The sequence below is a fragment of the Gordonia namibiensis NBRC 108229 genome (assembly GCF_000298235.1).
Taxonomy (GTDB): Bacteria; Actinomycetota; Actinomycetes; order Mycobacteriales; family Mycobacteriaceae; genus Gordonia; species Gordonia namibiensis.
Map to the genome: position 1 here is coordinate 1 of NZ_BAHE01000001.1, position 24627 is coordinate 24627.

A 24627-nucleotide genomic window follows, 5' to 3' on the forward strand; every position below is an offset into this window, starting at 1 on the left:
TCGGTCAAGACGGTCACCCCCCCGGGAGACATTGGTCGAATATATGTTCGATAGTACTCGCAATTCCGTTGCTGTGCAACGAGTATCGAAACCCAATCGATCCCCGAAATTGTCGGTGCGGCATGGTATCGCGGCTATCCGTCCGGGCTGGCGCTCGGACGGACTCAACCAGCCAGCTGCTCCGTCAATTGCGGCACGATCTGCTTCTTCCGCGACACGATGCCCTTGCCGAAGGCGTGCCTGTCGGCAACCGTGACCCCGAGTGCGCGTTCGACGGCGTCCACGGGTTCGCCGACCACCAGAAGGTCGGAGTCGCAGGCGATCACATCGGTGATCAGCAGGAGGAACAGGTCGTGGCCGGCGGTCTCCTTCTCCGTGGCCATGGCCTCGAAGAACTCGTCGCGGCGAACGAGGACGGCATCGGCGTCGACGGTGGTCAGCTGCGCGACACGCACGCTCACCGAGCCCATCGTGAAGGTCTTGGCGTCGAGTCCGATGATCGACGACGCCGGCTGGTCGCCGAGTTCTGTTCCGGCACGCAGTAATTGGTTCCCGTAGTCCTCGAGGTCGACGCCCGCGATGGTTGCGAGTTCCTCCGCGGCGATGCGGTCGGAGTCGGTGGTCGTGGGGGAGTTCAGCAGGAGGGTGTCGGAGATGATCGCCGACAACATGATCCCGGCGGTGTCGGCGGGGATCTCGACCTCGCTCTCCGCATACATGCGCGTCAGGATCGAACACGTGCAGCCCACCGGCTCGACTCGCATGTACAGCGGCGCGGCGGTCTCGAAGTTCGCGATGCGGTGGTGGTCGATCACCTTGCGGACGGTCACGTCGGCGATGTCGGCGACACTCTGCTGGCGTTCGTTGTGGTCCACGAGCATCACGTCGTGGGGGCTCGCGTGCTCGATGACGCGCGGCGCCGGGAGTCCGAAGTGGTCGAGGGCGAAGGCCGTCTCGCGACCGGGCTTGCCGAGTGCGACGGCCTCGGCGTCGACGCGGAGGGCCTGTTCGAGACGAGCGAGTCCGATCGCGGAACCGATCGCGTCCGTGTCGGGGTTGCGGTGTCCGATGACGAGGACCTTCGACATGGCGACTCAGCTTTCGCTCGACGATGCTGAAACCCAGCCTACGGCGACTGCCCGAGAGAACAGTTGTAAATCTACAATCGTTGTATGTCTACAACCGATGTCGGCGCGGGCCCGCGCTCGCAGACCGCCACCGAGGTGTGGTTCACCATGAACAGCCTCGTGCGCGACCAGGCCAGGGAATCCCGCACCCGCATCAGCGAGGTCATCGACATTCCCTTCAGTAGGTTCCGCGCGCTTCGTCGAGTGGCGGTACGACCGATGACGCAACGCGACCTCGCGGAGCGCATGGGCGTGGACGCATCGGCGATGAGCGGCATCGTCAACGACCTCGTCGACCGTGGACTCGTGACCAGGGAGGCCGACGCCGACGACGGGCGATGTAAACGCGTGACCATCACCGACACGGGACGCCGGGTGGTGGACGAGGTGACCGCGAACCCCGCCACCGCACCGGAGATGTTCGCCGCCCTCGACGAGGTACAGCTCGGGCAGCTCGCCGAACTGCTCGATCTCCTCCGCGCGGCGGTCGAGTCGTGAACGCCGCACGCGCGGCGCTGCGCGCACGGTCGGCCGACGGGACCCTGACCCGGCGGGACCGGCTCGTCATCCTCGCCACCTGCTGCCTGAGCCTCTTCATCGTCGGTCTCGACGTCTCGGCGGTGAATGTGGCTCTGCCGTCCATCAGTTCGGACCTGGGCGCGACGCCGGCGCAACTGCAGTGGGTTCTGGACTCGTATGCGCTGGTGATCGCGAGCCTGCTGATCTTCGGCGGATCGCTCGGAGATCGCTTCGGCCGCAAGCGGATCTTCCAGATCGGCCTGGTGACCTTCGGCGTCGCCTCGGTGCTGTGTTCGCTCGCGCCCACGCCGGAGGCCCTGATCGGCGCGCGCATGCTGCAGGCTGTCGGCGGGGCGATGCTCAACCCGGTCGCGTTGTCGATCGTCACCAACGTCTTCGTGGACCCGCGGGAACGCGCCCAGGCGATCGGCCTGTGGGGCACCGCGTTCGGTATGAGCCTGGCATTCGGGCCGGTCGTCGGCGGAGCGCTCGTCTCCGGCATCGGGTGGGAGGCGATCTTCTGGCTCAACGTCCCGGTCTGCCTGTTCGCCCTCGGGCTGACGATGCGTTTCGTCCCGGAGTCCAGGGCCGAGCATGCCCGTCGCGCGGATCCGGTCGGACAGGTGCTGATCCTGACCCTCCTCGCGACCCTCACCTTCGCGATCATCGAGGGGCGTCCACAGGGGTGGACGTCGCCGGGTGTGCTCGCGTGTTTCGCCGTCTCGGCGTGCGCGCTCGTCGCGATGATCGCCTACGAGAGTCGCCGCGAGGAGCCGCTTCTCGACCCGCGGTTCTTCCGGAGTGCGCCGTTCTCGAGCTCGGTGGCGTGTGCGGTCATCGCCTTCGCCGCCACCGGTGGTTTCCTCTTCCTCAACACCCTGTACCTGCAGGAGGTGCGCGGGATGTCGCCGCTGACCGCGGGACTCATGACCTTGCCGATGGCGGCCGCGTCCGTGGTCTGTGCGCCCGTCGCCGGTCGGCTCGTGGGCGATCGGGGAGCCCGGACGCCGATGGTGATCGGGGGAGTCGGGATGGTGGCGGGAGCTTTGCTGCTCACCGGCCTCGGCAACGACACCTCCCTCGTCTACGTCGGCGCCGCCTACCTCGTCTTCGGGCTGGGTTTCGGTTTCCTCAACGCACCGATCACCAACGGGGCGGTGTCCGGGATGCCCCGCACGCAAGCGGGCTTGGCGTCGGCGATGGCCTCGACGGGCCGTCAGGTCGGCACCGCACTCGGGGTCGCGGTGTTCGGGGCGGTGGCCTTCGCCGGAATCGACGGGTCGGTCGCCGACGGGCTCGCCGCGGCCGCCCGCCCGGTGTGGATCAGCATGGCGCTGTGCGGCGCTGCGGTACTCGTCCTCGCGTTCGTCTCGACCGGGGCGTGGGCACGCGGAACGGCTGCTCGCACCCGTGAGCGGATCGAGGCCACGTCGGGGACCTGGGTGCCCTGACCGTCCCTGTCAAGCCGTCCCGGACTCGGTGACCGCCGGCGCGACCGTCGTGTGCACGTCCCACCACTCCGTGATCCGCTGCGCGACGGGGTCGGGCGTGCGCACCCATCCGATGTGCGTGGTGTTCCCACCCTCCGGGCATTGCGCGTCGTCGTAGCGCCAATGGGTGATCGACTCTGGTGCGAAGGCGGCGTCGAATGCCGCTGCCGCACCGTCGGTCACGATCTCGTCGCCGTCGAGCCGGATCGCCAGAGTCGGCATGGTGATGGACCGGTCGAGCGCGAACGGCGCCCGTCCGGTCAGGACCATCTGCGCCCACTGCCTCATCAGCGTGCGGGGCGTCGGCCCGCCGAAACCCTGTCGGGGCCAGTGGCCGACGATGCCCGACACCGGAGCGACGGCCGCGCCGATCGCGCCGAGAGCCACGCCACGTGCGCCGTAGTGCCGGAACGCCGGTACCGACGCACCGATCGCGACGATGCCGTCGGGCGCGTGATCGGACGTCTGCGCCACCATCGCGACCAGTTGCGCGCCGAGGCTGTGTCCGACCACCACGACCCGCGTGCCCGGGATCTCGGCACGAGCGGCGGCGATCGCATCGGCGAGATCGGCGGCCTCGTCCTCGTAGGACCAATCCGCGGTACGTGAAGGCCGCGTCGAACCCTCTTCGACGCCGCGGCGCGGGACGACGCGCACCTCGAGGCCGTATCCGGTCAATGCCTCTGCGAGCCGTCGGTAGACACGCGCCGGCACGGCCATGGCAGGGGATATCAGGACGGTGGTGGGCCGGTCTGTGCTGGTCTGGGTCATGAATGCAAGAGTGGCCGCATGCCGGCGCGGGCACCACTACCTTCGAGGTAGTGGTTTGACCAGGGAGTGGTTTGAGGCGGGACCGTTCCGGATACGGTCCCGGGTGCTGCTGTGAACCCCACACCGACCGAGAGGCAAGTGACCGATGTCCGACGTGACCGATTTCTCCGACACCTGTGCGCGTCTGGCCGACGCGATCGTGGAGCAGGGAGTGCATGTCGCGGTGGCGGAGTCGCTGACCGGCGGCAATCTGGCGAGCGAGTTGAGCAAGGCTCCGCAGGCCGGTGACTGGTTCCGCGGCGGCGTCATCGCCTACCACGAGGATGTGAAGTTCGGCCTGCTCGAGGTGCCCGAGGGGCCTGTCGTCAGCGAGACCGCCGCACGTGCCATGGCGGCGACCACCGCTCGACTCTTCGACGCCGAGATAGTCGTCGCGGTCACCGGCGAGGCCGGACCCGAACCCGATGAGGCCGCACCGGGAACCGTCTGGTTCGGACTCGACCATCGTGGCAAGGTCTCGGCGACCCGCAAGGAGTTCGACGGCGAGCCCGAAGACGTTCTTGCCCAGACCATCGCGTACTCACTCGAACTGATCGAGAGCTGTCTACGATGACCGCATGACCGTCGAGGTGGGAACCCTGCTGCAGCAGTGGCGGTCTCGCCGGTCCATCAGTCAGCTGGATCTCGCGTACGAGGTAGGTGTTTCGCCGAAGCACCTGAGCTTCGTCGAGACCGGCAAGTCGCGCCCGAGTCCGGCGCTGCTGCACGCGCTGGCCGAACGTCTCGACATCCCTCTGCGAGAACGCAATTCGCTGCTCCTCGCGGCCGGTCACGCACCTCGTTACAGCGAGGAGCCCCTCGACTCGGAGACCATGACCCGCGTCCGCGGCGAGGTGAAGAGGTTGCTCGACGCGCACAACCCGAACATCGGGATGGCCCTCGACCGCGCGTGGAACGTCGTGCTGGCCAACGACACCGCGATGCGGCTGTTGTCCCTGCTCCCGGACGAGCTCCAGGCCAGACCGGTCAACCTGTTCCGGGTGTCGCTGCACCCCGACGGCTTCGCGAAGATGACGCACAACCTCGACGAGTGGGCGTCCTACCTGCTCGACCTGCTCCGGCGGATGGTGCGCATCACCGGTGACGGACGACTCGCCGCACTCGAACGCGAGGTGTCGTCGTATCCCACCGTGTCCGGTTTGAACGGCGGACCGGTGTCGGGCAGGTCGCGCGAGGTGGGTTCGCTGCTGGTGCCGTTCGAACTCGAACTCGGCGACGAGGTCCTGTCCTTCTTCAGCACCTTGACCACCTTCGGATCCCCCCGCGACGTCACGCTCGAGGAGTTGACGATCGAGATGTTCTACCCGGCCGATGAGCCGACGGAACGGTGGGTTGCGATGATGCAGGGGTGACCGACACCGCTGATCCTGCCTCCCGACTGCCCGCCGCCGTTCTCTGGGACATGGACGGCACCCTGCTCGACTCCGAGCCGATCTGGGACATCGCGATGGCCGATCTGGCCACCCGGCACGGGATCGTCATGACCCGCGAACTCCGCGAATCGACGCTCGGCAACTCCCTGCCCGACGCGCTCGCCAAGGTGCACGACGCCGCCGGGCTGTCGGCCGACGAGCGCGATCCCGTCGCGGATGGCCGCTGGACCGTCGACCGGGTCAACGAACTGTTCGCCGAGGACCTGCCATGGCGTCCCGGTGCCCGCGAGGCCCTCGAACTCGTCGCCGACGCCGGTATCCCGATGGTGCTGGTCACCAACACGGTCCGGGAACTGACCGAGGTCGCACTCGAGACCATCGGCCGCGACCGCTTCGCCGCCACGGTCTGCGGCGACGAGGTCGCCGTCGGCAAACCCGCACCCGACCCTTATCTACGCGCCGCCGAACTGCTCGGTTTCTCGACCGCCGAATGCCTGGCGGTGGAGGATTCCCCGACCGGTGCGCAGGCCGCGTCGTCGGCCGGATGTCCCACCCTCGTCGTCGAATCGGCGGCACCGGTGGAGCGCGGTCCGCTGCGGGTGTTCCGGCAGTCTCTCGTCGGATTGGGACTCGACGACGTCACCGAGGCATGGACCGGCGGTCTCGCGCATATCGCGACATGCCAAAATGAGGAATCGTGAAGACATTCGAGGAGCTGTTCGCCGAACTCAGCGACAAGGCCGAGAACCGCCCCGAGGGGTCGGGCACGGTCGCCGCGCTCGACTCGGGTGTGCACACCCTGGGCAAGAAGATCATCGAGGAAGCCGGTGAGGTGTGGCTCGCCGCCGAGCACGAGTCCGACGAATCGCTGGGCGAGGAGATCTCCCAGCTCGTCTACTGGCTGCAGGTGATGATGATCAAGCGGGGCCTGAAGCTCGAGGACGTGTACCGACATCTGTGACCGGACGACCCGGCACCGCAGACCACCACCTCCTGCTCAGCTGAGCGCAACCCCACGAAAAGGACATCGAGATGCTGCGAGTGGCCGTACCCAACAAGGGTGCGCTCTCCGAATCCGCGTCGGCCATCCTCGCCGAGGCGGGCTACCGCAAACGAAGTGACTCCAAGGACCTGACGGTTCTCGACAACGGCAACGACGTCGAGTTCTTCTTCCTGCGTCCCAAGGACATCGCCATCTACGTCGGGTCGGGGCGCCTCGACCTCGGCATCACCGGCCGCGACCTTGCCCGCGACTCCGGCGCACAGGTCCACGAACAGCTCGCGATGGGCTTCGGATCGTCGACCTTCCGCTACGCGGCCCCCGCCGACCAGGAGTGGACCGTCGCCGACCTCGCCGGCAAGCGGGTCGCCACGTCGTACCCGAACCTGGTTCGCGACGACCTCGCCGGCCGCGGCATCACCGCCGACATCATCCGGCTCGACGGCGCGGTCGAGATCTCGATCCAGCTCGGGGTGGCCGACGCCATCGCCGACGTCGTCGGCTCCGGTCGAACGCTTCGCCAGCACGGACTCGCCGCCTTCGGCGAGTCACTGTGCGACTCCGAGGCCGTCCTCATCTCCCGACGCGACGCCGAACTGACCAAGGCCGAGAAGCAGTTCATCGCCCGCGTCCAGGGCGTCGTCTTCGGCCAGCAGTACGTGATGATCGACTACGACTGCCCGAAGAACCTGCTCGACCAGGCATCGGCGATCACCCCGGGACTCGAATCCCCGACGGTCGCCCCGATGGCCGATCCCGACTGGGTCGCCGTCCGTGCCATGGTTCCGCGCAAGGACCACCAGAACCTGATGGACGAGCTCTCCGAGCTGGGCGCGAAGGCGATCCTCGCCACCGACATCCGGTCCTGCCGGTTCTGACCCACCCTTGCCGCCTGATCCGAAAGAGCGCTACGCACCCTGGTCCGATGCCTGAGGTGCGAGGAGCGCAAGCGACGAGCCACGAAGGCCTGGTGAGCGAACTCGCCAGGCCTTCGTGGGTTTGCGACTAGCCCACGGCGTTGAGCAACACCGTCTGCGCCGACCGGCCGATGTAGCCCGAGGTGTCGTACAGGTCGCCGAGGGTCGCGCCGAAACCGTCGGGTCCGGCGACCATGTTGGCGTCGATGCCGACCCACGGTCCGCTCGGCACCCGCGTCAGATGCACGGTGGTGTCGGTGTTCATCCAGGACCAGCGGTCCGGACGCAGTCGCGTACCGACTCCGTTGGCGACGTCGATGACGATGAACATCGCCTCGAGGTCCGAGGTCTTCTCACCCTCGATCAGTGGGAGGACCGCGCGCAGCCACACTGCCGGTGTCTCGCCGTAGCGGCCCTCGGTGCGTGCCGACTCGACGGTGCCGATGAACCCGAGCGTTCCCCAGTCCACGGCCTCGCCGCTGTCGTCGGGGAACCCGATCTGGCTCGGCAGCTCGTCGGGCAGCGGGGTCAGGGGAGCGGGACCGTTGGCGATCTCACTGGTGTCCGCGCCGCGGATGCGCCAGCCCACCGACTTCGCGGCCGTGCGGAACGAGCCGTCGGCCTGTTGCACCTCGAGTTCGGTCTCGACGAGACTGATCTGCCGGCCCGGACGGGTCACGCGAGCGTGAATCCGGTTGACGCCCAATCCGATCGGGCCGAGGATCTCGGTCGTCACGCGGGTGAAGTGCTGCGTCGGATCGGGATCGCAGCGCAACAGTGAGCGCATCATCAGCGCCGACGGCGGACCACCGTGCTGCATGGTCGGCGACCACACGCTCAGGGTGGCGTCGGTCGGCCGGAAGTACTCATATCGCGCCGACGGGTCGCCGGCCGGGCTGGTGCCGTCTGACGCCGGGGCGTCGACGGGTACGTAGTACGAACTCTCCACATACCCAGCCTATGTGCGTCTACATAATCGGGCGTCCGTGGGTGTGCGTCAGGACACGAATCCGGGCGGCGGACCAGGGTAGGGCGGGATCTCGCCGCCGAACTCCGGGCACCGCGACTGGTGTTCGCAGAACCGGCACATCCGGGACTTCCGCGGCCGGAAATCCCCGGATGCGACGGCCGTGCGGATGGCCTGCCAGATCGCGCGCAGCGTCCGCTCGAAGCGGAGGAGCTCGTCGTGGTCGGGGTGGTAGATCAGCTGCTGGCCGTCGGACAGGTACATGAGCTGCAGCCGAGCCGGCACGACGCCACGCGTGCGCAGGATCGCCAGCGCATAGAACTTCATCTGGAACAGCGCCTTGGCCTCGTAGGCCTCGCCGGGGGAGCGCCCGGTCTTGTAGTCGACGACGCGGATCTCACCGGTCGGTGCGACGTCGATGCGGTCGATGAAGCCGCGCATCAGCATGTCGTCGGCCTCGATCTCGACGTGTTCCTCCACCGCGTCGGCGTCGAAGGCGGTGGGGTTCTCCATCGTGTAGTACGTCGCGATGAGCTTGTGGGCGCCGGCGATGAACGCCGCCTGACCGCCCTCGCCGATCACCCGGGCGAGCTGCGGATCCTCCTCGCACAGCGCCGCCCAAGCGCCCTCGACGAGCAGTTCCGCCGAGTCCTGGGTCCGGAGCTCGGCGGGCATGTCGAAGAGGTTCTCGAGTGCCGCATGGACGACGGTGCCACGGGTCTGCGCGGCGGTCGGGGTCTCCGGGAAGCGGTCGATGGCGCGGAACCGGTACAGCAGCGGGCACTGTTTGAAGTCCGCCGCGCGCGACGGCGACAGGGCCAGGGGGCGTCCGACGATCCCGCGCGCCCCCTCCGACGGGGGTGGCTCCGGCGCGGGGGCCGCGCTGGTGGAGGGGTCGTCGGTGCCGGTCATCGTGCTCACATCTCGCAGACTAGGCCCCGGCCCCGACACTCTGCCGGTCCGACACCCACCTGCGGTCGGGTATCGTCCTCACGGCCCACCGGACTCCCGACCACCACCGATCCGCCCAGCGCGGAGGTGTCGGCTCCGCCCCGTTCACGAGAGGAAGCACCCAGTGCCCACCACCGGACCGTTCGCCGTCGGCGACCGGGTTCAACTGACCGATGCCAAGGGCCGAAAGTTCACGGTGCTCCTCGAAGAGGGCAAGCAGTTCCATACCCACCGCGGCGCCATCTCGCACGACGACCTCATCGGCTCGCCCGAGGGCAGCGTCGTCTCGGCCACCAGCGGCACCCAGTACCTCGCGCTGCGGCCGCTGCTCGTCGACTACGTGCTCTCGATGCCGCGCGGCGCGCAGGTCATCTACCCCAAGGATGCCGCGCAGATCGTCCTCGAGGGCGACATCTTCCCGGGTGCCCGCGTCCTGGAGGCCGGTGCCGGCTCCGGTGCGCTGACCTGTTCGCTGCTGCGCGCCGTCGGCAGCGAGGGCGAGGTGAACTCCTTCGAGATCCGCGAGGACCACGCCGAGCACGCGATCCGCAACGTCGAGACCTTCTTCGGCAACCGCCCGGACAACTGGAACATCGTCGTCGACGACCTCGCGAACGTCGACCAGGACGAGCGCTTCGACCGCGTCATCCTCGACATGCTCGCACCGTGGGAACCCCTCGACGTCGTGCGCACCGTGTTGAAACCAGGCGGAGTCCTGACCATTTATGTGGCGACCGTCACCCAGCTCTCGCGCGTCATCGAGGCGTTGCGCGAGCAGGAGTGCTGGACCGAACCCCGCGCCTGGGAGACGCTGCTCCGCGAGTGGTCGGCGGTCGGTCTGGCCGTTCGTCCCGAGCACAAAATGCAAGGCCACACCGCGTTTCTCATCACCGCCCGCCGACTCGCCGACGGCACCACCACGTTGCGTCCGCAGCGTCGGCCCACGAAGGGGTGAGTTCGGCCGGTCTCAGCGGCCGCAAGATCGCGATTCCGTTGCGAAGGCGCACATTTAACACACCGTCAACACCGCCATTTGGCGGGTGAAGGGCGATTCTGCGTCCGTGCCGGTAGCGTAGGGATACGGCGCGAGCATTCCGATCGAGGGATCGGGTGATTGCCGGGGAGAGGAGTCAGCAATGACCGAATCTGACCGCCATGACGCCACCGGGGACCGCGCGGTCCCCGAGAGCGCGAGTGCACCCGAAGAGGGCTTCACCCCTGCCTACACCCCGCCTCTTGCGCGGAGTGGTTCCGAACGCCCGTCGTTCGGACGTCAGGCAGACAACGAGAGCCTCCAGGAACGCGTCGACAGCCTCACGGCACGCAACGCGAAGCTGCTCGACACCCTCAAGGAGGCGCGTCAGCAACTCGTCGCCCTGCGCGAGGAGGTCGACCGTCTCGGTCAGCCGCCGAGCGGATACGGGGTCCTGCTCGACGTGTACCCCGACGCGACCGTCGACGTGTTCACCTCCGGCCGCAAGATGCGGCTCACCTGTTCGCCGAACATCGACACCGAAACCCTCACCAAGGGTCAGACGCTGCGTCTGAACGAGGCCCTGACCATCGTCGAGGCCTGCGAGTTCGACACGGTCGGCGAGATCAGCACGCTGCGCGAGGTTCTCGGGGACGGCAGGCGGGCGCTGGTCGTCGGCCACGCCGACGAGGAGCGCGTCGTGTGGCTGGCCGAGCCGTTGCTGGGCGAGGTCGACGCGGAGGACGGCAAGCGCCGCAAGCTGCGTCCGGGCGACTCGTTGCTCATCGACACCAAAGCCGGATTCGCCTTCGAGCGGGTGCCCAAGGCCGAGGTCGAGGACCTCGTCCTCGAAGAGGTGCCCGATGTCGGGTACGAGGACATCGGTGGTCTGGGTCGGCAGATCGAGCAGATCCGCGACGCCGTCGAGCTGCCGTTCCTGCACAAGGACCTGTTCCGCGACTACCAGCTGCGGCCGCCGAAGGGCGTGCTGCTCTACGGTCCGCCCGGTTGTGGCAAGACGCTCATCGCCAAGGCCGTCGCCAATTCGCTGGCGAAGAAGATCGCGCTGGCCCGTGGCGACGATGCGAAGGAGGCCAAGTCCTACTTCCTGAACATCAAGGGCCCCGAGCTGTTGAACAAGTTCGTCGGTGAGACCGAGCGTCACATCCGGCTGATCTTCCAGCGCGCCCGCGAGAAGGCGTCCGAGGGCACCCCGGTCATCGTGTTCTTCGACGAGATGGACTCGATCTTCCGCACCCGCGGATCCGGTGTCTCCTCCGACGTCGAGACCACGGTCGTCCCGCAGCTGCTCAGCGAGATCGACGGTGTCGAAGGCCTCGAGAACGTCATCGTGATCGGTGCGTCCAACCGCGAGGACATGATCGACCCCGCGATCCTGCGTCCCGGCCGCCTCGACGTGAAGATCAAGATCGAGCGCCCCGACGCCGAGTCGGCGATCGACATCTTCTCGAAGTACCTCACCGAGGAACTGCCGATCCACGCCGACGACATCGGCGAGTTCGGCGGCGATCGCTCGGCTTGCATCAAGGCGATGATCGAGAAGGTCGTCGAGCGGATGTACGCCGAGAGCGAGGACAACCGGTTCCTCGAGGTCACCTACGCCAACGGCGACAAGGAGATCATGTACTTCAAGGACTTCAACTCGGGCGCGATGATCCAGAACGTCGTCGACCGTGCGAAGAAGTACGCGATCAAGTCGCAGCTCGACACCGGTGCCCCGGGTCTGCGTGTGCAGCACCTCTTCGATTCGATCCTCGACGAGTTCGCGGAGAACGAAGATCTGCCCAACACCACCAACCCGGACGACTGGGCTCGCATCTCGGGCAAGAAGGGCGAGCGGATCGTCTACATCCGCACGCTGGTCACCGGCAAGTCCTCCGGGGCGAGCCGCGCCATCGACACCGAGACGAACACCGGTCAGTACCTGTAACACGCGCCTCACCCGGCAGACGACCGACTCCCCAGGGGGTCGGTCGTCTGCTGTACAGAACGGCATGAAAACAGTCGTCAAGCACTAAAGTTGGCGGCGATGAACAGTACATCGATGGCTCGCGGTCGGGTGATCGTCGACGGTGGGGCGCCTCATCCGCTGGGCGAATCCCCGCGCATCACCCTGGGCCGGGAACCCGACAACGACATCGTGATCAATCATCCGATGGTGTCGCGTCGGCATCTTGCCATCGAGTGGCGCGGCACCGCGTGGTACCTCGTCGACATCGGTAGCACCAACGGCTTTTTCGCCGGCGGCCGGCGCATGGCCGAGTTGATGATCGCCGGCCCGACGCAGGTCCGGCTCGGCGACGTGAGCACCGGTCCGATCGTCGACCTGGTGATCGATCCGACCGCGTACCCGCCGCCGCTCAGCGGCCGGATACCGTCCCCGCCGGCCCGGCCGGGTCCGTTCCCGCCGGGACCACGGTCGGCGGGGTTCGCCGGCCCCGGTCATCCCGGACCCAACATGCCGCCGTCGGGCCGTATCCCGTCGCGAACCCCGGGTGGCCCCTCTCGACCCGGTGCGCCGGAACCCATGCCCGCCGAGCTGCGCAACGCCCCGCATCTGCAGGCGCTCAAACAGAACGTCTCCGCCGTCTATCGGCTCCCCGGGGCGCCGAGTCCGCCCGAGCGCGAGTCGATCTCGCTGCGCGGCGTGCAGCGCATCGGCCGCACCCCGGACAACGACATCGTCGTCAGCGACGTCCTGGCCTCCCGCCACCATGCGCAGGTGTCGAGCCGCGGCGGCGTGCTGGTCATCGACGACCTCGGGAGCGTCAACGGCACCTTCGTCAACGGCCGGCGCGTGGACAACGCACCACTGTCCGACGGCGACGTGGTCACGATCGGCAACAGCGACTTCGTGGTGTCCGGCGGCACCCTCATGCGCGGCCAGGAGAGTGCGGCGGTCGCCGACGGCCTCCACGTGCACGGGGTCAGCCTCGTCGTCGACGGCGGGAAGCGACTCCTCGCCGACGTCGACTTCAGCGCGAGTCCCGGCACGCTCACTGCAGTGATCGGCCCGTCCGGTGCAGGCAAATCGACCGTGTCGAAGATCGCCGCGGGCCTGAACTCGCCGACGAGTGGTCTGGTCACCTTCGAGAGTCGCAATGTCCACGCGGAGTACGACGCACTCCGCACCCGTATCGGCATGGTCCCGCAGAAGGACGTGCTCCACCACAAACTCACGCTGAGGCAGGCGCTGCGCTACGCGGCCGAGTTGCGACTCCCACCCGACCTGTCGAAGGAGGACCGCGATCGGGTCATCGACGGCGTCCTCAGCGAGCTACAACTGACCGAACACGTCGACACCCGTGTCGAGAAGCTCTCCGGCGGACAGCAGAAACGCGCGTCGGTGGCGATGGAGCTGCTCACCGGTCCGTCGCTGCTGATCCTCGACGAGCCGACCTCGGGTCTCGACCCTGCACTCGACCGCCAGGTCATGGCGACCCTGCGACGCCTCGCCGACGCCGGCCGCGTCGTCCTCGTGGTCACCCATTCACTGACGTACCTGTCGATGTGCGACCAGGTGCTGCTGCTCGCCCCGGGCGGCAAGACGTCGTTCTGCGGTGCGCCCGCGCAGGTCGAGCACGAGATGGGGACCTCGGACTGGGCGGAGATCTTCGCCTACGTCGCCGACCAGCCCGACGCCGCGCACACGCGCTACCTCGAACGGCATCGACGCGCACCCAATCCGCCTCCGCCGCAACGTCCTCCAGGCCCGCCGATCCCGGTGCCGCACACCAGCTTCACCAGACAGGCGTCGACCATCGCCCGACGCCAGGTACGGCTCATCTTCGCCGACATCGGCTACCTGGTGTTCCTGGTGCTGCTGCCGGTGGTCCTCGGGCTGCTGACGCTGGTCATCCCGGGGTCGAGCGGTTTCGCCCGGCTCGAGGTGATCCCGAATGCGCCGCCACCCAAGGACGGCGCGGAGGCGATCCAGATCCTGGTGGTTCTCGTCGTCGGTGCGGCGTTCATGGGTGCGGCCCTGACGGTCCGCGACCTCGTCGGAGAACGCGACATCTTCGAACGGGAGAGAGCCGTCGGATTGCGTCCCGGCGCTTACCTGTTCGCGAAGATCGTGGTCTTCTTCATCGCCGCGATCCTGCAGACGATCATCATGGTCGGCATCACCTTCGCCGGTCGGGGCCTGCCCGACTTCGGCGGCCCGATCCTGCCGCCGCCACTGGCCCTGCTGTTCGCCGTCGCCGTGCTCGCCTGCGTGAGCACCCTTGTCGGACTCGCGATCTCGTCGGCGGTGAAGTCCAACGAACAGGTGATGCCGCCGCTGGTCATCGTGGTGATGGTGCAGCTCGTCTTCTGCGGCGGCCTGTTCAAGCTCGACGGTGCCGGCCTGCAGCAGCTGTCGTGGATCTTCCCGTCGTTCTGGGGCTACGTCACCGCCGCCGGCAGCGTCGACCTCTACAACATCAACGTCGCCGCACCCCAGCGGATCACGTTGTGGGAGACATCGATCGCCCACAGCGCCATCGCCTACGCCGTGCTCGCCTTCATCAGCATCCTCTTGCTCGCGTTCACCTACTCACGGTTGCGGTTGAAGAAGCGCTGAGGCGCGACCCTCTCGCTGTCTCAGGTGCCCGACCCTCCGCTGTCTGGGTGTGCCGCCGCCCTCTCGCTGCCTGAGGTGCGAGGAGCGCAAGCGACGAGCCACGAAGGCCTGGTGACCTGCAGACGCCAACTCGACGGGCAGACTTCGATCGAAGTCTGTCAGTCGGGTTGAGGTTCGCCACTCGGGTGCGAGCGCGCTAACCAGCCGAGACCGGATACCGCACGAGCCCGAGTTCGGCGTCATGCGAGAGCTGTTCGTGGCGGGGGAGCACCCGCACCGTGTAACCGAGATGACCCGACGCCGGCGGGGTGGCCAGCACCGAGAAGACGACCCGGCCCGACGCGTCTCGATCAACCGCCGGACTCATGTCGATGATCGCCGGGTCGACGAGGTCGCCGTCGTCGGTCACGCGGCCCAGCACGAGTTGGACGCGGAGACTGTCGGGGTCTAGCTCGCCGACCGCCACGTGCGCCGAGACCCGAAGGCCGTCGTCCTCGCTTTCCTCGTCCACCCCCGCGACGACGATCGAACCCCAGCCGGTCTCGATCTCGCGCCGGTACACCGCGAGATCGCGCGCGCCGGCGTAATCGTCGGCACACGCGGCGACGTAGGCCTCCGCGGCCGGGCAGTACAGCTCGGTGGTGTAGTCCCGGACCATGCGTGACGCGAGCACCCGGGGGCCGAGTCGGGTGAGCGTGTGGCGCATCATCTCCACCCACCGTGTCGGCAGGCCGTTCTCGTCGCGCTCGTAGAACAGCGGGATCACGGTGTCCTCGAGGAGTGCGTAGAGCGCCTCGGCTTCGAGGTCGTCGCGTCGGTTCTCGTCCTCGATGCCCTCGGCCGACGGGATCGCCCAGCCGTTGTCGTCGCCGGCCATCTCGTCCCACCAGCCGTCCAGGATGGACAGGTTGAGGCCGCCGTTGAGCGCCGACTTCATCCCCGACGTCCCGCACGCCTCCATCGGCCGCACCGGGTTGTTCAGCCATACGTCGCAGCCGGCGTAGATGTGGCGGGCCATCGAGATGTCGTAGTCGGGCAGGAACACGATGCGGTCGCGCAGTTGCGGGTCCTCGGCGAAGCGCACCACCTGCTGGATCAGTGCCTTGCCGCCGTTGTCGGCCGGGTGCGCCTTGCCCGCGATGACGAGCTGCACCGGGCGGTCGGGGTCGGTGAGTATGCGGCGCATGCGGTCCGGGTCGCGCAGCATGAGCGTGAGCCGCTTGTACGTGGCTGCGCGACGTGCGAAGCCGATCGTCAGCACCCCGGGGTCGAAGAGGTCGGCGGTCCAGCCGAGTTCGGCGTCGGTGAAGCCGCGTTCGCGTCCGCTCGCATGAGCCCGACGCCGGACCTCGGCGACGAGCTCGGCCCGCAGCGACTCGTGGGTCGACCAGATGGTCTCGGCAGGCAGCCCGGCGTAGACCTCAGGGGCGGAATCCTCGTCGCTCGCGGCGAAGTCGCGCCACACCTTCGACACCCAGGTGGGACCGTGCACGCCGTTGGTGATCGCACCGATCGGCACATCCGCGGCGTCGAAGCCGGGCCACAGGTCGGCGAACATCTCCCGGCTCACCTCACCGTGCAGCTGGGAGACGCCGTTGCTGCGCTGGCCGAGACGAAAACCCATGTGCGCCATGTTGAACACACCCGGGTCGGCCTCGTCGCCGAGTTCGGCGACGGTCGACGCGGGCAGGCCGGGCAGCAGACGCGAGGTCCCGGAGTCGTCGGCGTCGAGGTACCGGTTCACCAGTTCGGTGGGGAAGCGGTCGATCCCGGCGGGCACCGGGGTGTGCGTGGTGAAGATGTTCGACGCCCGCACCACTGCCTCGGCGGTGTCGAAGTCGAGTCCGGCGGCCACGTACTCCCGGATGCGTTCGGTGCCCAGGAATCCGGCGTGACCCTCGTTCATGTGGAACACCGTCGGCTCGTCGCGGCCGGTGACCCGCACGTAGGCCCGAAGCGCACGAACACCGCCGACGCCGAGAAGGATCTCCTGCAGGATGCGGTGCTCCTGATCGCCGCCGTAGAGGCGGTCGGTGACGCCGCGCAGCTGGTCGTCGGTGTTGGCCGCGATGTCGGAGTCGAGGAGCAGCAACGGGATTCGGCCGACGCTCGCGACCCACACCTGCGCGGACAGGGTGCGACCGCCGGGCATCGAGATCTCGACGACGACGGGTGCATCGCCGTCGGTGAGAAGGGTGAGCGGCAGATCGCGCGGGTCGTTGACCGGGTAGCGCTCCACCTGCCAGCCGTCGTGGTCGAGGCCCTGGCGGAAGTAGCCGGACCGGTAGAACAGGCCGACGCCGATGAGGGGGAGCCCGAGATCCGATGCGGCCTTCAGATGGTCACCGGCGAGGATGCCGAGTCCGCCGGAGTAGATCGGCAGCACCTCGGAGACGCCGAACTCCATGGAGAAGTACGCGATCCCGGGCGGCACGGGATGGTTCTCCGCGTATCCGCCGAACCATTGCGGCGCGTCGAGATACTCCTCGAGACTCGCCTCCGCTGCCGACACCCGCGCCCGGAACTCCTCGTCGCCCGCCAGCTCGGACAGCCGGGCCGGATCTACGTCGGCGAGCACCCGCAGCGGATCACCCGTCGCCTCCCACCGCTCGGCGTCGATCGTCGCGAACAACTCCTGGGTCGGCGGGTTCCACACCCAGCGCAGGTTGTGCGACAGGGGACCGAGGGCGGCTAGTTCGGCAGGCAGCGGCACCCGAACGGTGAACCGGCGGAAAGCTTTCACGGCGACGACGGTACTGGTGCCGGGCCCGCCCTGCGAACGGGACGATGCGAGCCACTCCGCATCACCCTCTACCCTCGAAGCATGCAGCGAATCATCGGTACCGAGGTCGAGTACGGAATCTCCGCTCCCGGCGACCCGACCGCGAATCCGATCATGACCTCCACCCAGGCCGTTCTCGCCTACGCGGCGGCAGCCGGCGTACCCCGCGCCAAGCGCACGCGCTGGGATTACGAGGTGGAGTCCCCGCTCCGCGACGCTCGCGGGTTCGACCTCGGACGCGGTTCCGGACCGGCCCCGATCATCGACGCCGATGAGATCGGCGCGGCGAACATGATCCTCACCAACGGCGCCCGCCTCTACGTCGACCACGCCCATCCCGAGTACTCCGCACCCGAGGTCACCGACCCCATGGACGCGGTCATCTGGGACAAGGCGGGCGAACGTGTCATGGAGGCCGCCGCACGCCACGTGGCGAGCGTTCCGGGTGCGCCCAAGCTGCAGCTCTACAAGAACAACATCGACGGCAAGGGTGCGTCCTACGGCACCCACGAGAACTACCTGATGGCCCGCGAGACCCCGTTCACCGCGGTCATCGCCGGTCTGACCACGTTCTTCGCCTCGCGTCAGGTCATCACCGGCTCGGGTCGCGTGGGCATCGGCCAGTCGGGCGACGAGGCCGGTTTCCAGCTCTCGCAGCGCTCGGACTACATCGAGGTCGAGGTCGGCCTCGAGACCACCCTCAAGCGCGGCATCATCAACACCCGCGACGAGCCGCACGCCGACCCGGAGCGCTACCGCCGCCTGCACGTCATCATCGGCGACGCCAACCTCGCCGAGACCGCGACGTATCTCAAGGTCGGGACCACCGCACTGGTCCTCGACCTCATCGAGGCGGGCGTCGACTTCTCCGACATCGAACTCGCCCGCCCGGTCCAGGCGGTGCACACCATCAGCCACGACCCGACCCTGACCGCGACCGTCGCACTCACCGACGGCCGCGAGCTCACCGGGCTGGCCCTGCAGCGCGAGTACCTCGAACGCTGCATGAAGTTCCACGAGCAGGAGCACTCCGACGACGCGCGGGCCAAACACGTCCTCGAGACCTGGGCGGACGTTCTCGACCGGCTCGAGCGCGACCCCATGGAATGCTCGGACATCCTCGACTGGCCGGCCAAGCTGCGCATCCTCGAGGGCTTCCGCCAGCGCGAGGGCCTGGCCTGGTCGGCGCCGCGCCTGCAGCTCATCGACCTGCAGTACTCCGACGTCCGGCTCGACAAGGGGCTCTACAACCGCCTCGTCGCGCGCGGCTCGATGAAGCGTCTGGTCGACGAGAACGACGTGCTCGCCGCGATCCACGAGCCGCCGCGCAACACCCGCGCCTACTTCCGCGGCGAATGCCTGCGCCGTTTCGGTGCCGATGTCGCCGCAGCCAGCTGGGATTCGGTCATCTTCGACCTCGGCGGGGACTCCCTCGTCCGTATCCCGACGCTCGAGCCGCTGCGCGGGACGCAGGCCCACGTGGGCAAGCTCCTCGATTCGGTCAACTCCGCCGCCGAACTGGTCGACCAGCTGACGACCTGACACGCGCGGGGCATGTGCTTCGTTCCGCCCCAGTTGTCGCCGCCACAGGTAGTGTGGGAACACACGATTCCGAGGCCGATTCACCAGGGATCAGCGCCCGGCGGAAGCCGGTGAGATCCCAGGGGTCGCGAGACCCGATGGTGGTCGGTCGCGGGTAGCCCGCCAAGGGGCGATCGGTTTCAAGGAGGCAGCAGATGGCGCAGGAACAGACCAAGCGTGGTGGCGGCGGCGACGATGAGGGCGTTGGCCCCGATTCCGGTGCCGGACAGGAACGTCGCGAGAAGCTGGCCGAGGACACCGACGACCTGCTCGACGAGATCGATGACGTGCTCGAGGAGAACGCCGAGGACTTCGTGCGTGCTTACGTGCAGAAGGGCGGCCAGTGAGCGACAGGTTCGGATCACTGCCCTTTTCACAATCTCGTACGGGTTCCGCTCTCGGCCCCAGATCCTCTTTCGGCGCGGACATCTCGTCGTTCACCGAATTCCTGCGGATGCACGCGCCCGAGCAGCTTCCGCAGGCTCAGGTTGATCGCGTGGGGTCCTTCGCGGGTGGCGCCGACGGCGCCGGAGACATCCCGCACGGCACGACGATCGTCGCCGTGTCGTACCCGGGTGGCGTGATCCTTGCCGGGGATCGTCGCGCCACCATGGGCAACCTGATCGCGACGCGGGACGTCAAGAAGGTCTACATCACCGACGAGTACTCGGCGGCCGGCATTGCCGGCACCGCGGGTATCGCGATCGAGATGGTGCGGCTCTTCGCCGTCGAACTCGAGCACTACGAGAAGATCGAAGGCATCCCACTCACTCTCGACGGCAAGGTCAGCCGACTCGCGAGCATGGTCCGGGGCAACCTCGGCGCGGCCCTCCAGGGTCTCGCCGCGATCCCGTTGCTCGTCGGCTACGACATCGATCACGACGACCCGACCGAGCGCGGCCGGATCTTCAGCTTCGACGTCGCGGGTGACCGTCACGAGGAGTTCGGCGGGTACACGGCCATCGGTTCCGGTTCGGTGTTCGCGAAGTCGTCGCTGAAAAAGCTCTACCGCTCCGATCTGACCGCCGGTGAGGCGCTCGCCATCGCGGTGGAGTCCCTGTACGACGCCGCCGACGACGACTCCGCCACCGGCGGACCCGACCTGGTCCGCAAGATCTTCCCGATGGCCGCGGTCGTCGACGCACAAGGTGCTCGGGAGGTGGACGCGACGGAGATCGAAGATGCGGCGCGGGCCGTCGTCGAACGCCGTACCGCCGAGCACGAGGGAGGTGCCCGATGACCTTCCCGTATTACGCCAGTGCCGAGCAGATCATGCGAGATCGCTCGGAGCTCGCACGCAAAGGCATCGCACGTGGTCGTTCGGTGGTCATCCTGACCTACGCCGACGGCGTGCTGTTCGTCGCGGAGAACCCGTCGAACACCCTCCGCAAGACCAGCGAGATCTACGACCGCATCGGTTTCGCCGCGGTGGGCAAGTACAACGAGTTCGAGAGTCTGCGCAAGGCCGGCATCCAGCTCGCCGACATGCGTGGTTACAGCTACGACCGCGCCGACGTGTCCGGTCTGTCGCTCGCCAACACCTACGCCAACGCCCTGGGCAGCGTCTTCACCGAGCAGGCCAAGCCGTTCGAGGTGGAGCTGTGCGTGGCCGAGGTCGCCCGTGCGGGCAAGCCGAAACCGTCTCAGCTGTACCGGATCTCCTACGACGGCTCGATCACCGACGAGACCCGGTTCCTGGTGATGGGCGGCGCGACCGAACCCATCGCGGCGGCTCTCAAGGAGAGCTACGCGCCCGACATGGCGCTCGCCGAGGCGATCGGGGTCGCGGTCAAGGCGCTCGCCACCCCGGCCGACTCCGGCAACGGCGCCCCGGCGTCGCCGCGGGAGCTGTCCGCCGGCGACCTCGAGGTCGCGATTCTCGACCGCAACCGGCCGCGACGGGCGTTCAAGCGCCTGACCTCTGCCGCGGTCGAGGAGCTCCTGCCGACCGCCGAGACCCCAGCCGCCGACGCCGCGACGACGGAGACCGGGGCGGACGACACCACCTCCGGCGGGGACACTTCCGACGGATCGAATTAGAACGCGACGACGCGCGGTCGACCGGGCTCTTCTTCCCGGTCGACCGCGGGTTCCGCGAGTAGGGTTGGTCAAGTGCAGCGACGAATCATGGGCATCGAGACCGAATTCGGTGTCACGTGCACCTTCCACGGCCATCGGCGCCTCAGCCCTGACGAGGTGGCGCGGTATCTGTTCCGCCGCGTCGTGTCGTGGGGCCGCTCTTCGAACGTCTTCCTGCAGAACGGCGCACGCCTCTACCTCGACGTCGGGTCGCATCCCGAGTACGCGACGGCCGAGTGCGACAGCCTCATCCAGCTGATCAACCACGACCGCGCCGGTGAACTCGTCCTCGAGGACCTGCTCGTAGACGCGGAGCAGCGTCTCGCCGACGAGGGTATCGGCGGCGATATCTACCTGTTCAAGAACAACACCGACTCCGCGGGCAACTCCTACGGCTGCCACGAGAACTACCTCGTCGTCCGCGCGGGGGAGTTCTCCCGGATCTCCGATGTCCTCCTGCCGTTCCTGGTGACCCGGCAGCTGATCTGCGGCGCGGGCAAGGTGCTGCAGACCCCGAAGGCGGCCACCTTCTGCCTGTCGCAGCGTGCCGAGCACATCTGGGAGGGCGTCTCCTCGGCCACGACCCGTTCGCGTCCGATCATCAACACCCGCGACGAGCCGCACGCCGACGCCGAGAAGTACCGGCGTCTGCACGTCATCGTCGGCGACTCGAACATGTCCGAGATGACCACCCTGCTGAAGGTCGGTTCGGCGGCGCTGGTGCTCGAGATGATCGAGGCCGGTGTGGCGTTCCGGGACTTCGCCCTGGACAACCCGATCCGCGCCATCCGTGAGGTCAGCCACGATCCCACCGGTCGGCGCCCCGTGCGTCTCGCCGGCGGCCGGCAGGCCAGTGCTCTCGACATCCAGCGCGAGTACCACGCACGTGCGGTCGAGCACCTCACCAACCGGCGTCCCGATCCCGAGATGGACATGGTCGTCGATCTGTGGGGCCGCATGCTCGATGCGGTCGAGGCGGACGACTTCGCGAAGGTCGACACCGAGATCGACTGGGTCATCAAGCGCAAGCTGTTCCAGCGCTACCAGGACAAATACTCGATGGAGCTGTCGGATCCGAAGATCGCGCAGCTCGACCTCGCCTTCCACGACATCAAGCGCGGACGCGGTGTGTTCGACGTCCTGATGCGCAAGGGTCTCGTGGCCCGCGCGACCACCGACGAGGCCATCAAGACCGCCGTCAACGAGCCGCCGCAAACCACCCGCGCCAAGCTCCGGGGTGACTTCATCTCGGCGGCACAGAAGGCCGGACGCGACTTCACCGTCGACTGGGTCCACCTCAAGCTGAACGACCAGGCCCAGCGCACCGTGCTGTGCAAGGACCCGTTCCGCAGCGTCGACGAGCGGGTCGACCGGCTGATCGCATCCATGTGAGCGAGCCTCCGCACCGCCCGATCGGCGAGGATCTAACCTGACGCAGTGGCCACTCCCAAAGTCGAGCGACTGCTCAATCTGGTGATCTGTCTGCTGTGGACGAAGCAGTACGTCACCGCCGATTACATCCGACGCAACGTCGCCGGTTATCAGGACGGCGACAAGTCCGACGAGGCGTTCAACCGGATGTTCGAGCGCGACAAGAACGAACTGCGCGACCTCGGCATCCCGCTGGTCACCGGGCGATCGCCGATGGCGGCGGGCGCCGAGGGATACCGCATCGACCGCGACACCTACGAGCTGCCGGACATCTCCCTGGACTCCGACGAGGCCGCCGCGATCGCCATGGCTGCCGCGCTCTGGGACACCCCGGAGGTCTCCACGCTGTCGCAGACCGCGATCCTCAAACTCCGCGCCGCGGGCCTCGACGTCCGCTCCGAGGACGACCTCGGCATCACCGCGGGCGGTTCGACGCGGTCGATGGGGTCCGAGCAGGTCATCGCCGGACTCCTCGGCGCGATCCAGGTCAAGCGCGCAGTCGAGTTCACCCATCGGTCGTCGGCGACCGCGACCCCGGCCGTCCGCCGGGTCGAGCCTTGGGGAGTGGTGTCCCATCGTGGCCGCTGGTACGTCGTCGGACACGACCTGGACCGAGCCGCCACGCGTACCTTCCGTCTGTCGCGCATCTCGTTGGTGACACCGGTCGGACCCGCCGACGCCGTCGACGTGCCCGCCGGCACCGACCTCCAGCAGATCGTGTCCGCGGCGGTCGATTCCGCGGCGGGCACCGACGGTCGCACCGCGCGCATCTGGGTGGCCGCGGGCCGGGCCGCCGGACTCCGCCGGGCCGCGACCGCCTCCGAACCGGGTGACCTCGACGGTGAGGCGGGCGACGTGTTGACCCTCGACATCCACTCGCTGTCCGCGGTGGCGCGCATGGTGTTGGGCGTGGGTCGGGACGCCGTCGTCCTCGATCCGCCGGAGCTGCGCGAGCTCGTGATCGCCGGCCTCGACCGGCTGGCAGGGGTGAGTGCCTGATGGCCGGTGCACAACCGTCGCGTCTCAATCGACTGCTGGCGATGGTCCCGTACTTCCAGGCCCGCCGCGGCATCTCGATCGAGCAGGCCGCGCGCGAGCTCGGCGTGACCCAGTCGCAGCTCACCAAGGATCTCGAGCTGCTGTTCGTCTGCGGGCTCCCGGGTTATTACCCCGACGATCTGATCGAACTCGAGTTCAGCGAGGGTTTCGTCAGCGTCGGCTTCACCGCGGGCATGGACCGCCCGTTGCGGCTCACGACCGTCGAGGCCAGCACCCTGCTCGTGGCACTGCGCGCTCTGGTGGAGACGCCCGGTGTGGTCGACGTGACCGCCGCGCGGCGGGCGATCGCCAAGATCGAGGAGGCGGTCGGGGCGACCGCCGTGCCGGGCCTGTCCTCCGGCGCCGAGACCGACACGACGCCGGGGGAGAACCCGACCTTCACCACCGTTCGCGAAGCCGTCCGCCGAGGACGTGCGCTCCAACTGAGCTACTACTCGGCGAGCCGGGACAGCGTCACCGAACGCGTCGTCGACCCCATCCGCCTGCAGGTGATGGACCAGCACACCTACCTCGAGGCGTGGTGTCGCATGGCCGAGGGCGTACGTCTGTTCCGCTTCGATCGCATCGACACCGCCGTCGCACTCGACGAACCGAGCAACCCGCCGGCCGAGGCCGAGTCGTCGTCGCAATCGGTGCTGGTCCCCGAGAACCCGGATCTGCCCGCGGTCGAACTCGAGATCGACCCGGATCACCTGTGGATCCTCGACTACTACCCGGTGGAACCGACCACGTCGATCGACGACCGCGAGCCGGACGAACCGGTGCGCGCCCGCATGGTCTACGGCTCACCCGAATGGCTGACCCGGTTCCTGCTGGGCTTCGGCGGCTCGGTCCGCGTCGTCGACGACCAGAAGGTCGCGACTGCGGTGGTCGAGTCGGCGGCGAGCGCGCGCGAACGCTACCGCTGACCGGGCGGTCCACCGCCCTCGGACGACTCGGGTAGCATTGGACACGGTCTGGAT

General features: G+C 68.1%; 22 protein-coding genes. 17 read left to right on the forward strand and 5 right to left on the reverse strand.

Annotated elements, in window-relative coordinates; all coding sequences use genetic code 11:
- Positions 1–164: 164 nt before the first annotated feature.
- Positions 165–1088, reverse strand: coding sequence for a manganese-dependent inorganic pyrophosphatase (locus GONAM_RS00005; protein ID WP_006864707.1), 924 nt, complete (start codon positions 1086–1088; stop codon positions 165–167).
- Between the two features lie 84 nt (positions 1089–1172).
- On the opposite strand from GONAM_RS00005, the gene GONAM_RS00010 reads away from it, so the two are divergent.
- Positions 1173–1625, forward strand: a complete 453-nt coding sequence (locus GONAM_RS00010; RefSeq protein WP_006864708.1) for a MarR family winged helix-turn-helix transcriptional regulator — start codon at positions 1173–1175, stop codon at positions 1623–1625.
- On the forward strand, positions 1622–3097 hold the full coding sequence (locus tag GONAM_RS00015; RefSeq protein WP_006864709.1) for an MFS transporter: 1476 nt from the start codon (positions 1622–1624) through the stop codon (positions 3095–3097). The genes GONAM_RS00010 and GONAM_RS00015 overlap by 4 nt, the downstream gene beginning before the upstream one ends.
- Positions 3098–3106: 9 nt before the next feature.
- Here the strand turns inward: GONAM_RS00015 and GONAM_RS00020 are convergent, their stop codons facing one another.
- Complete coding sequence (locus GONAM_RS00020) at positions 3107–3907, reverse strand: alpha/beta fold hydrolase (protein WP_040534821.1); 801 nt, start codon at positions 3905–3907, stop codon at positions 3107–3109.
- 145 nt (positions 3908–4052) lie between these two features.
- Between GONAM_RS00020 and GONAM_RS00025 the strand changes: the two genes are divergently transcribed.
- From GONAM_RS00025 to hisG, 5 genes are all read left to right on the forward strand, one after another.
- Positions 4053–4520, forward strand: a complete 468-nt coding sequence (locus GONAM_RS00025) for a CinA family protein (protein ID WP_006864711.1) — start codon at positions 4053–4055, stop codon at positions 4518–4520.
- Positions 4521–4524: 4 nt separating this feature from the next.
- Complete coding sequence (locus GONAM_RS00030; RefSeq protein WP_006864712.1) at positions 4525–5319, forward strand: helix-turn-helix transcriptional regulator; 795 nt, start codon at positions 4525–4527, stop codon at positions 5317–5319.
- Positions 5320–5369: 50 nt separating this feature from the next.
- On the forward strand, positions 5370–6041 hold the full coding sequence (locus GONAM_RS00035) for an HAD family hydrolase (RefSeq protein ID WP_040534844.1): 672 nt from the start codon (positions 5370–5372) through the stop codon (positions 6039–6041).
- Positions 6038–6301 carry a phosphoribosyl-ATP diphosphatase gene (locus GONAM_RS00040; RefSeq protein ID WP_006437957.1) on the forward strand — a complete coding sequence of 88 codons (264 nt, stop codon included), beginning with the start codon at positions 6038–6040 and terminating at the stop codon, positions 6299–6301. The genes GONAM_RS00035 and GONAM_RS00040 overlap by 4 nt, the downstream gene beginning before the upstream one ends.
- A gap of 71 nt (positions 6302–6372) precedes the next feature.
- Positions 6373–7218 carry an ATP phosphoribosyltransferase gene (hisG, locus tag GONAM_RS00045; RefSeq protein WP_006864714.1) on the forward strand — a complete coding sequence of 282 codons (846 nt, stop codon included), beginning with the start codon at positions 6373–6375 and terminating at the stop codon, positions 7216–7218.
- 127 nt (positions 7219–7345) lie between these two features.
- Here hisG and GONAM_RS00050 read toward each other — a convergent pair whose 3' ends face one another.
- Positions 7346–8206: a thioesterase family protein gene (locus GONAM_RS00050; RefSeq protein ID WP_006864715.1), complete on the reverse strand. Its 861-nt coding sequence runs from the start codon at positions 8204–8206 to the stop codon at positions 7346–7348.
- 48 nt (positions 8207–8254) lie between these two features.
- Positions 8255–9136, reverse strand: a complete 882-nt coding sequence (locus GONAM_RS00055) for a RecB family exonuclease (protein WP_006864716.1) — start codon at positions 9134–9136, stop codon at positions 8255–8257.
- Between the two features lie 163 nt (positions 9137–9299).
- Between GONAM_RS00055 and GONAM_RS00060 the strand changes: the two genes are divergently transcribed.
- The 3 genes from GONAM_RS00060 to GONAM_RS00070 all read left to right on the forward strand — a co-directional run bounded on the left by GONAM_RS00060 (position 9300) and on the right by GONAM_RS00070 (position 14733).
- A complete protein-coding gene (locus GONAM_RS00060) occupies positions 9300–10130 on the forward strand; it encodes a tRNA (adenine-N1)-methyltransferase (protein WP_006864717.1) in 831 nt (276 codons plus the stop codon).
- A 181-nt stretch (positions 10131–10311) separates the two neighbouring features.
- Positions 10312–12099, forward strand: coding sequence for a proteasome ATPase (gene arc, locus GONAM_RS00065; RefSeq protein WP_006864718.1), 1788 nt, complete (start codon positions 10312–10314; stop codon positions 12097–12099).
- Positions 12100–12213: 114 nt separating this feature from the next.
- Positions 12214–14733, forward strand: coding sequence for an FHA domain-containing protein (locus tag GONAM_RS00070; protein ID WP_006864719.1), 2520 nt, complete (start codon positions 12214–12216; stop codon positions 14731–14733).
- A 196-nt stretch (positions 14734–14929) separates the two neighbouring features.
- Here the strand turns inward: GONAM_RS00070 and glgP are convergent, their stop codons facing one another.
- Positions 14930–17476: an alpha-glucan family phosphorylase gene (gene glgP / locus GONAM_RS00075; protein WP_006864720.1), complete on the reverse strand. Its 2547-nt coding sequence runs from the start codon at positions 17474–17476 to the stop codon at positions 14930–14932.
- An 81-nt stretch (positions 17477–17557) separates the two neighbouring features.
- Here glgP and dop point away from each other — a divergent pair, with 81 nt between their 5' ends.
- From dop to GONAM_RS00110, 7 genes are all read left to right on the forward strand, one after another.
- Positions 17558–19057 (forward strand): depupylase/deamidase Dop, encoded by a 1500-nt coding sequence (gene dop, locus GONAM_RS00080; protein WP_005200013.1) that lies wholly within the window; start codon positions 17558–17560, stop codon positions 19055–19057.
- Between the two features lie 194 nt (positions 19058–19251).
- Positions 19252–19443 (forward strand): ubiquitin-like protein Pup, encoded by a 192-nt coding sequence (locus GONAM_RS00085; RefSeq protein WP_004019064.1) that lies wholly within the window; start codon positions 19252–19254, stop codon positions 19441–19443.
- Positions 19440–20336, forward strand: a complete 897-nt coding sequence (gene prcB, locus GONAM_RS00090) for a proteasome subunit beta (RefSeq protein WP_006864721.1) — start codon at positions 19440–19442, stop codon at positions 20334–20336. The genes GONAM_RS00085 and prcB overlap by 4 nt, the downstream gene beginning before the upstream one ends.
- Positions 20333–21136: a proteasome subunit alpha gene (gene prcA / locus GONAM_RS00095; RefSeq protein ID WP_006864722.1), complete on the forward strand. Its 804-nt coding sequence runs from the start codon at positions 20333–20335 to the stop codon at positions 21134–21136. The genes prcB and prcA overlap by 4 nt, the downstream gene beginning before the upstream one ends.
- Before the next feature lie 72 nt (positions 21137–21208).
- Positions 21209–22567, forward strand: coding sequence for a Pup--protein ligase (gene pafA, locus GONAM_RS00100; RefSeq protein WP_005200010.1), 1359 nt, complete (start codon positions 21209–21211; stop codon positions 22565–22567).
- A gap of 45 nt (positions 22568–22612) precedes the next feature.
- The gene (locus tag GONAM_RS00105) at positions 22613–23605 is read left to right on the forward strand and encodes a helix-turn-helix transcriptional regulator (protein WP_006864723.1); all 993 of its coding nucleotides are present in this window, start codon (positions 22613–22615) and stop codon (positions 23603–23605) included.
- Complete coding sequence (locus GONAM_RS00110; protein ID WP_006864724.1) at positions 23605–24573, forward strand: helix-turn-helix transcriptional regulator; 969 nt, start codon at positions 23605–23607, stop codon at positions 24571–24573. The genes GONAM_RS00105 and GONAM_RS00110 overlap by 1 nt, the downstream gene beginning before the upstream one ends.
- Positions 24574–24627: the final 54 nt, after the last annotated feature.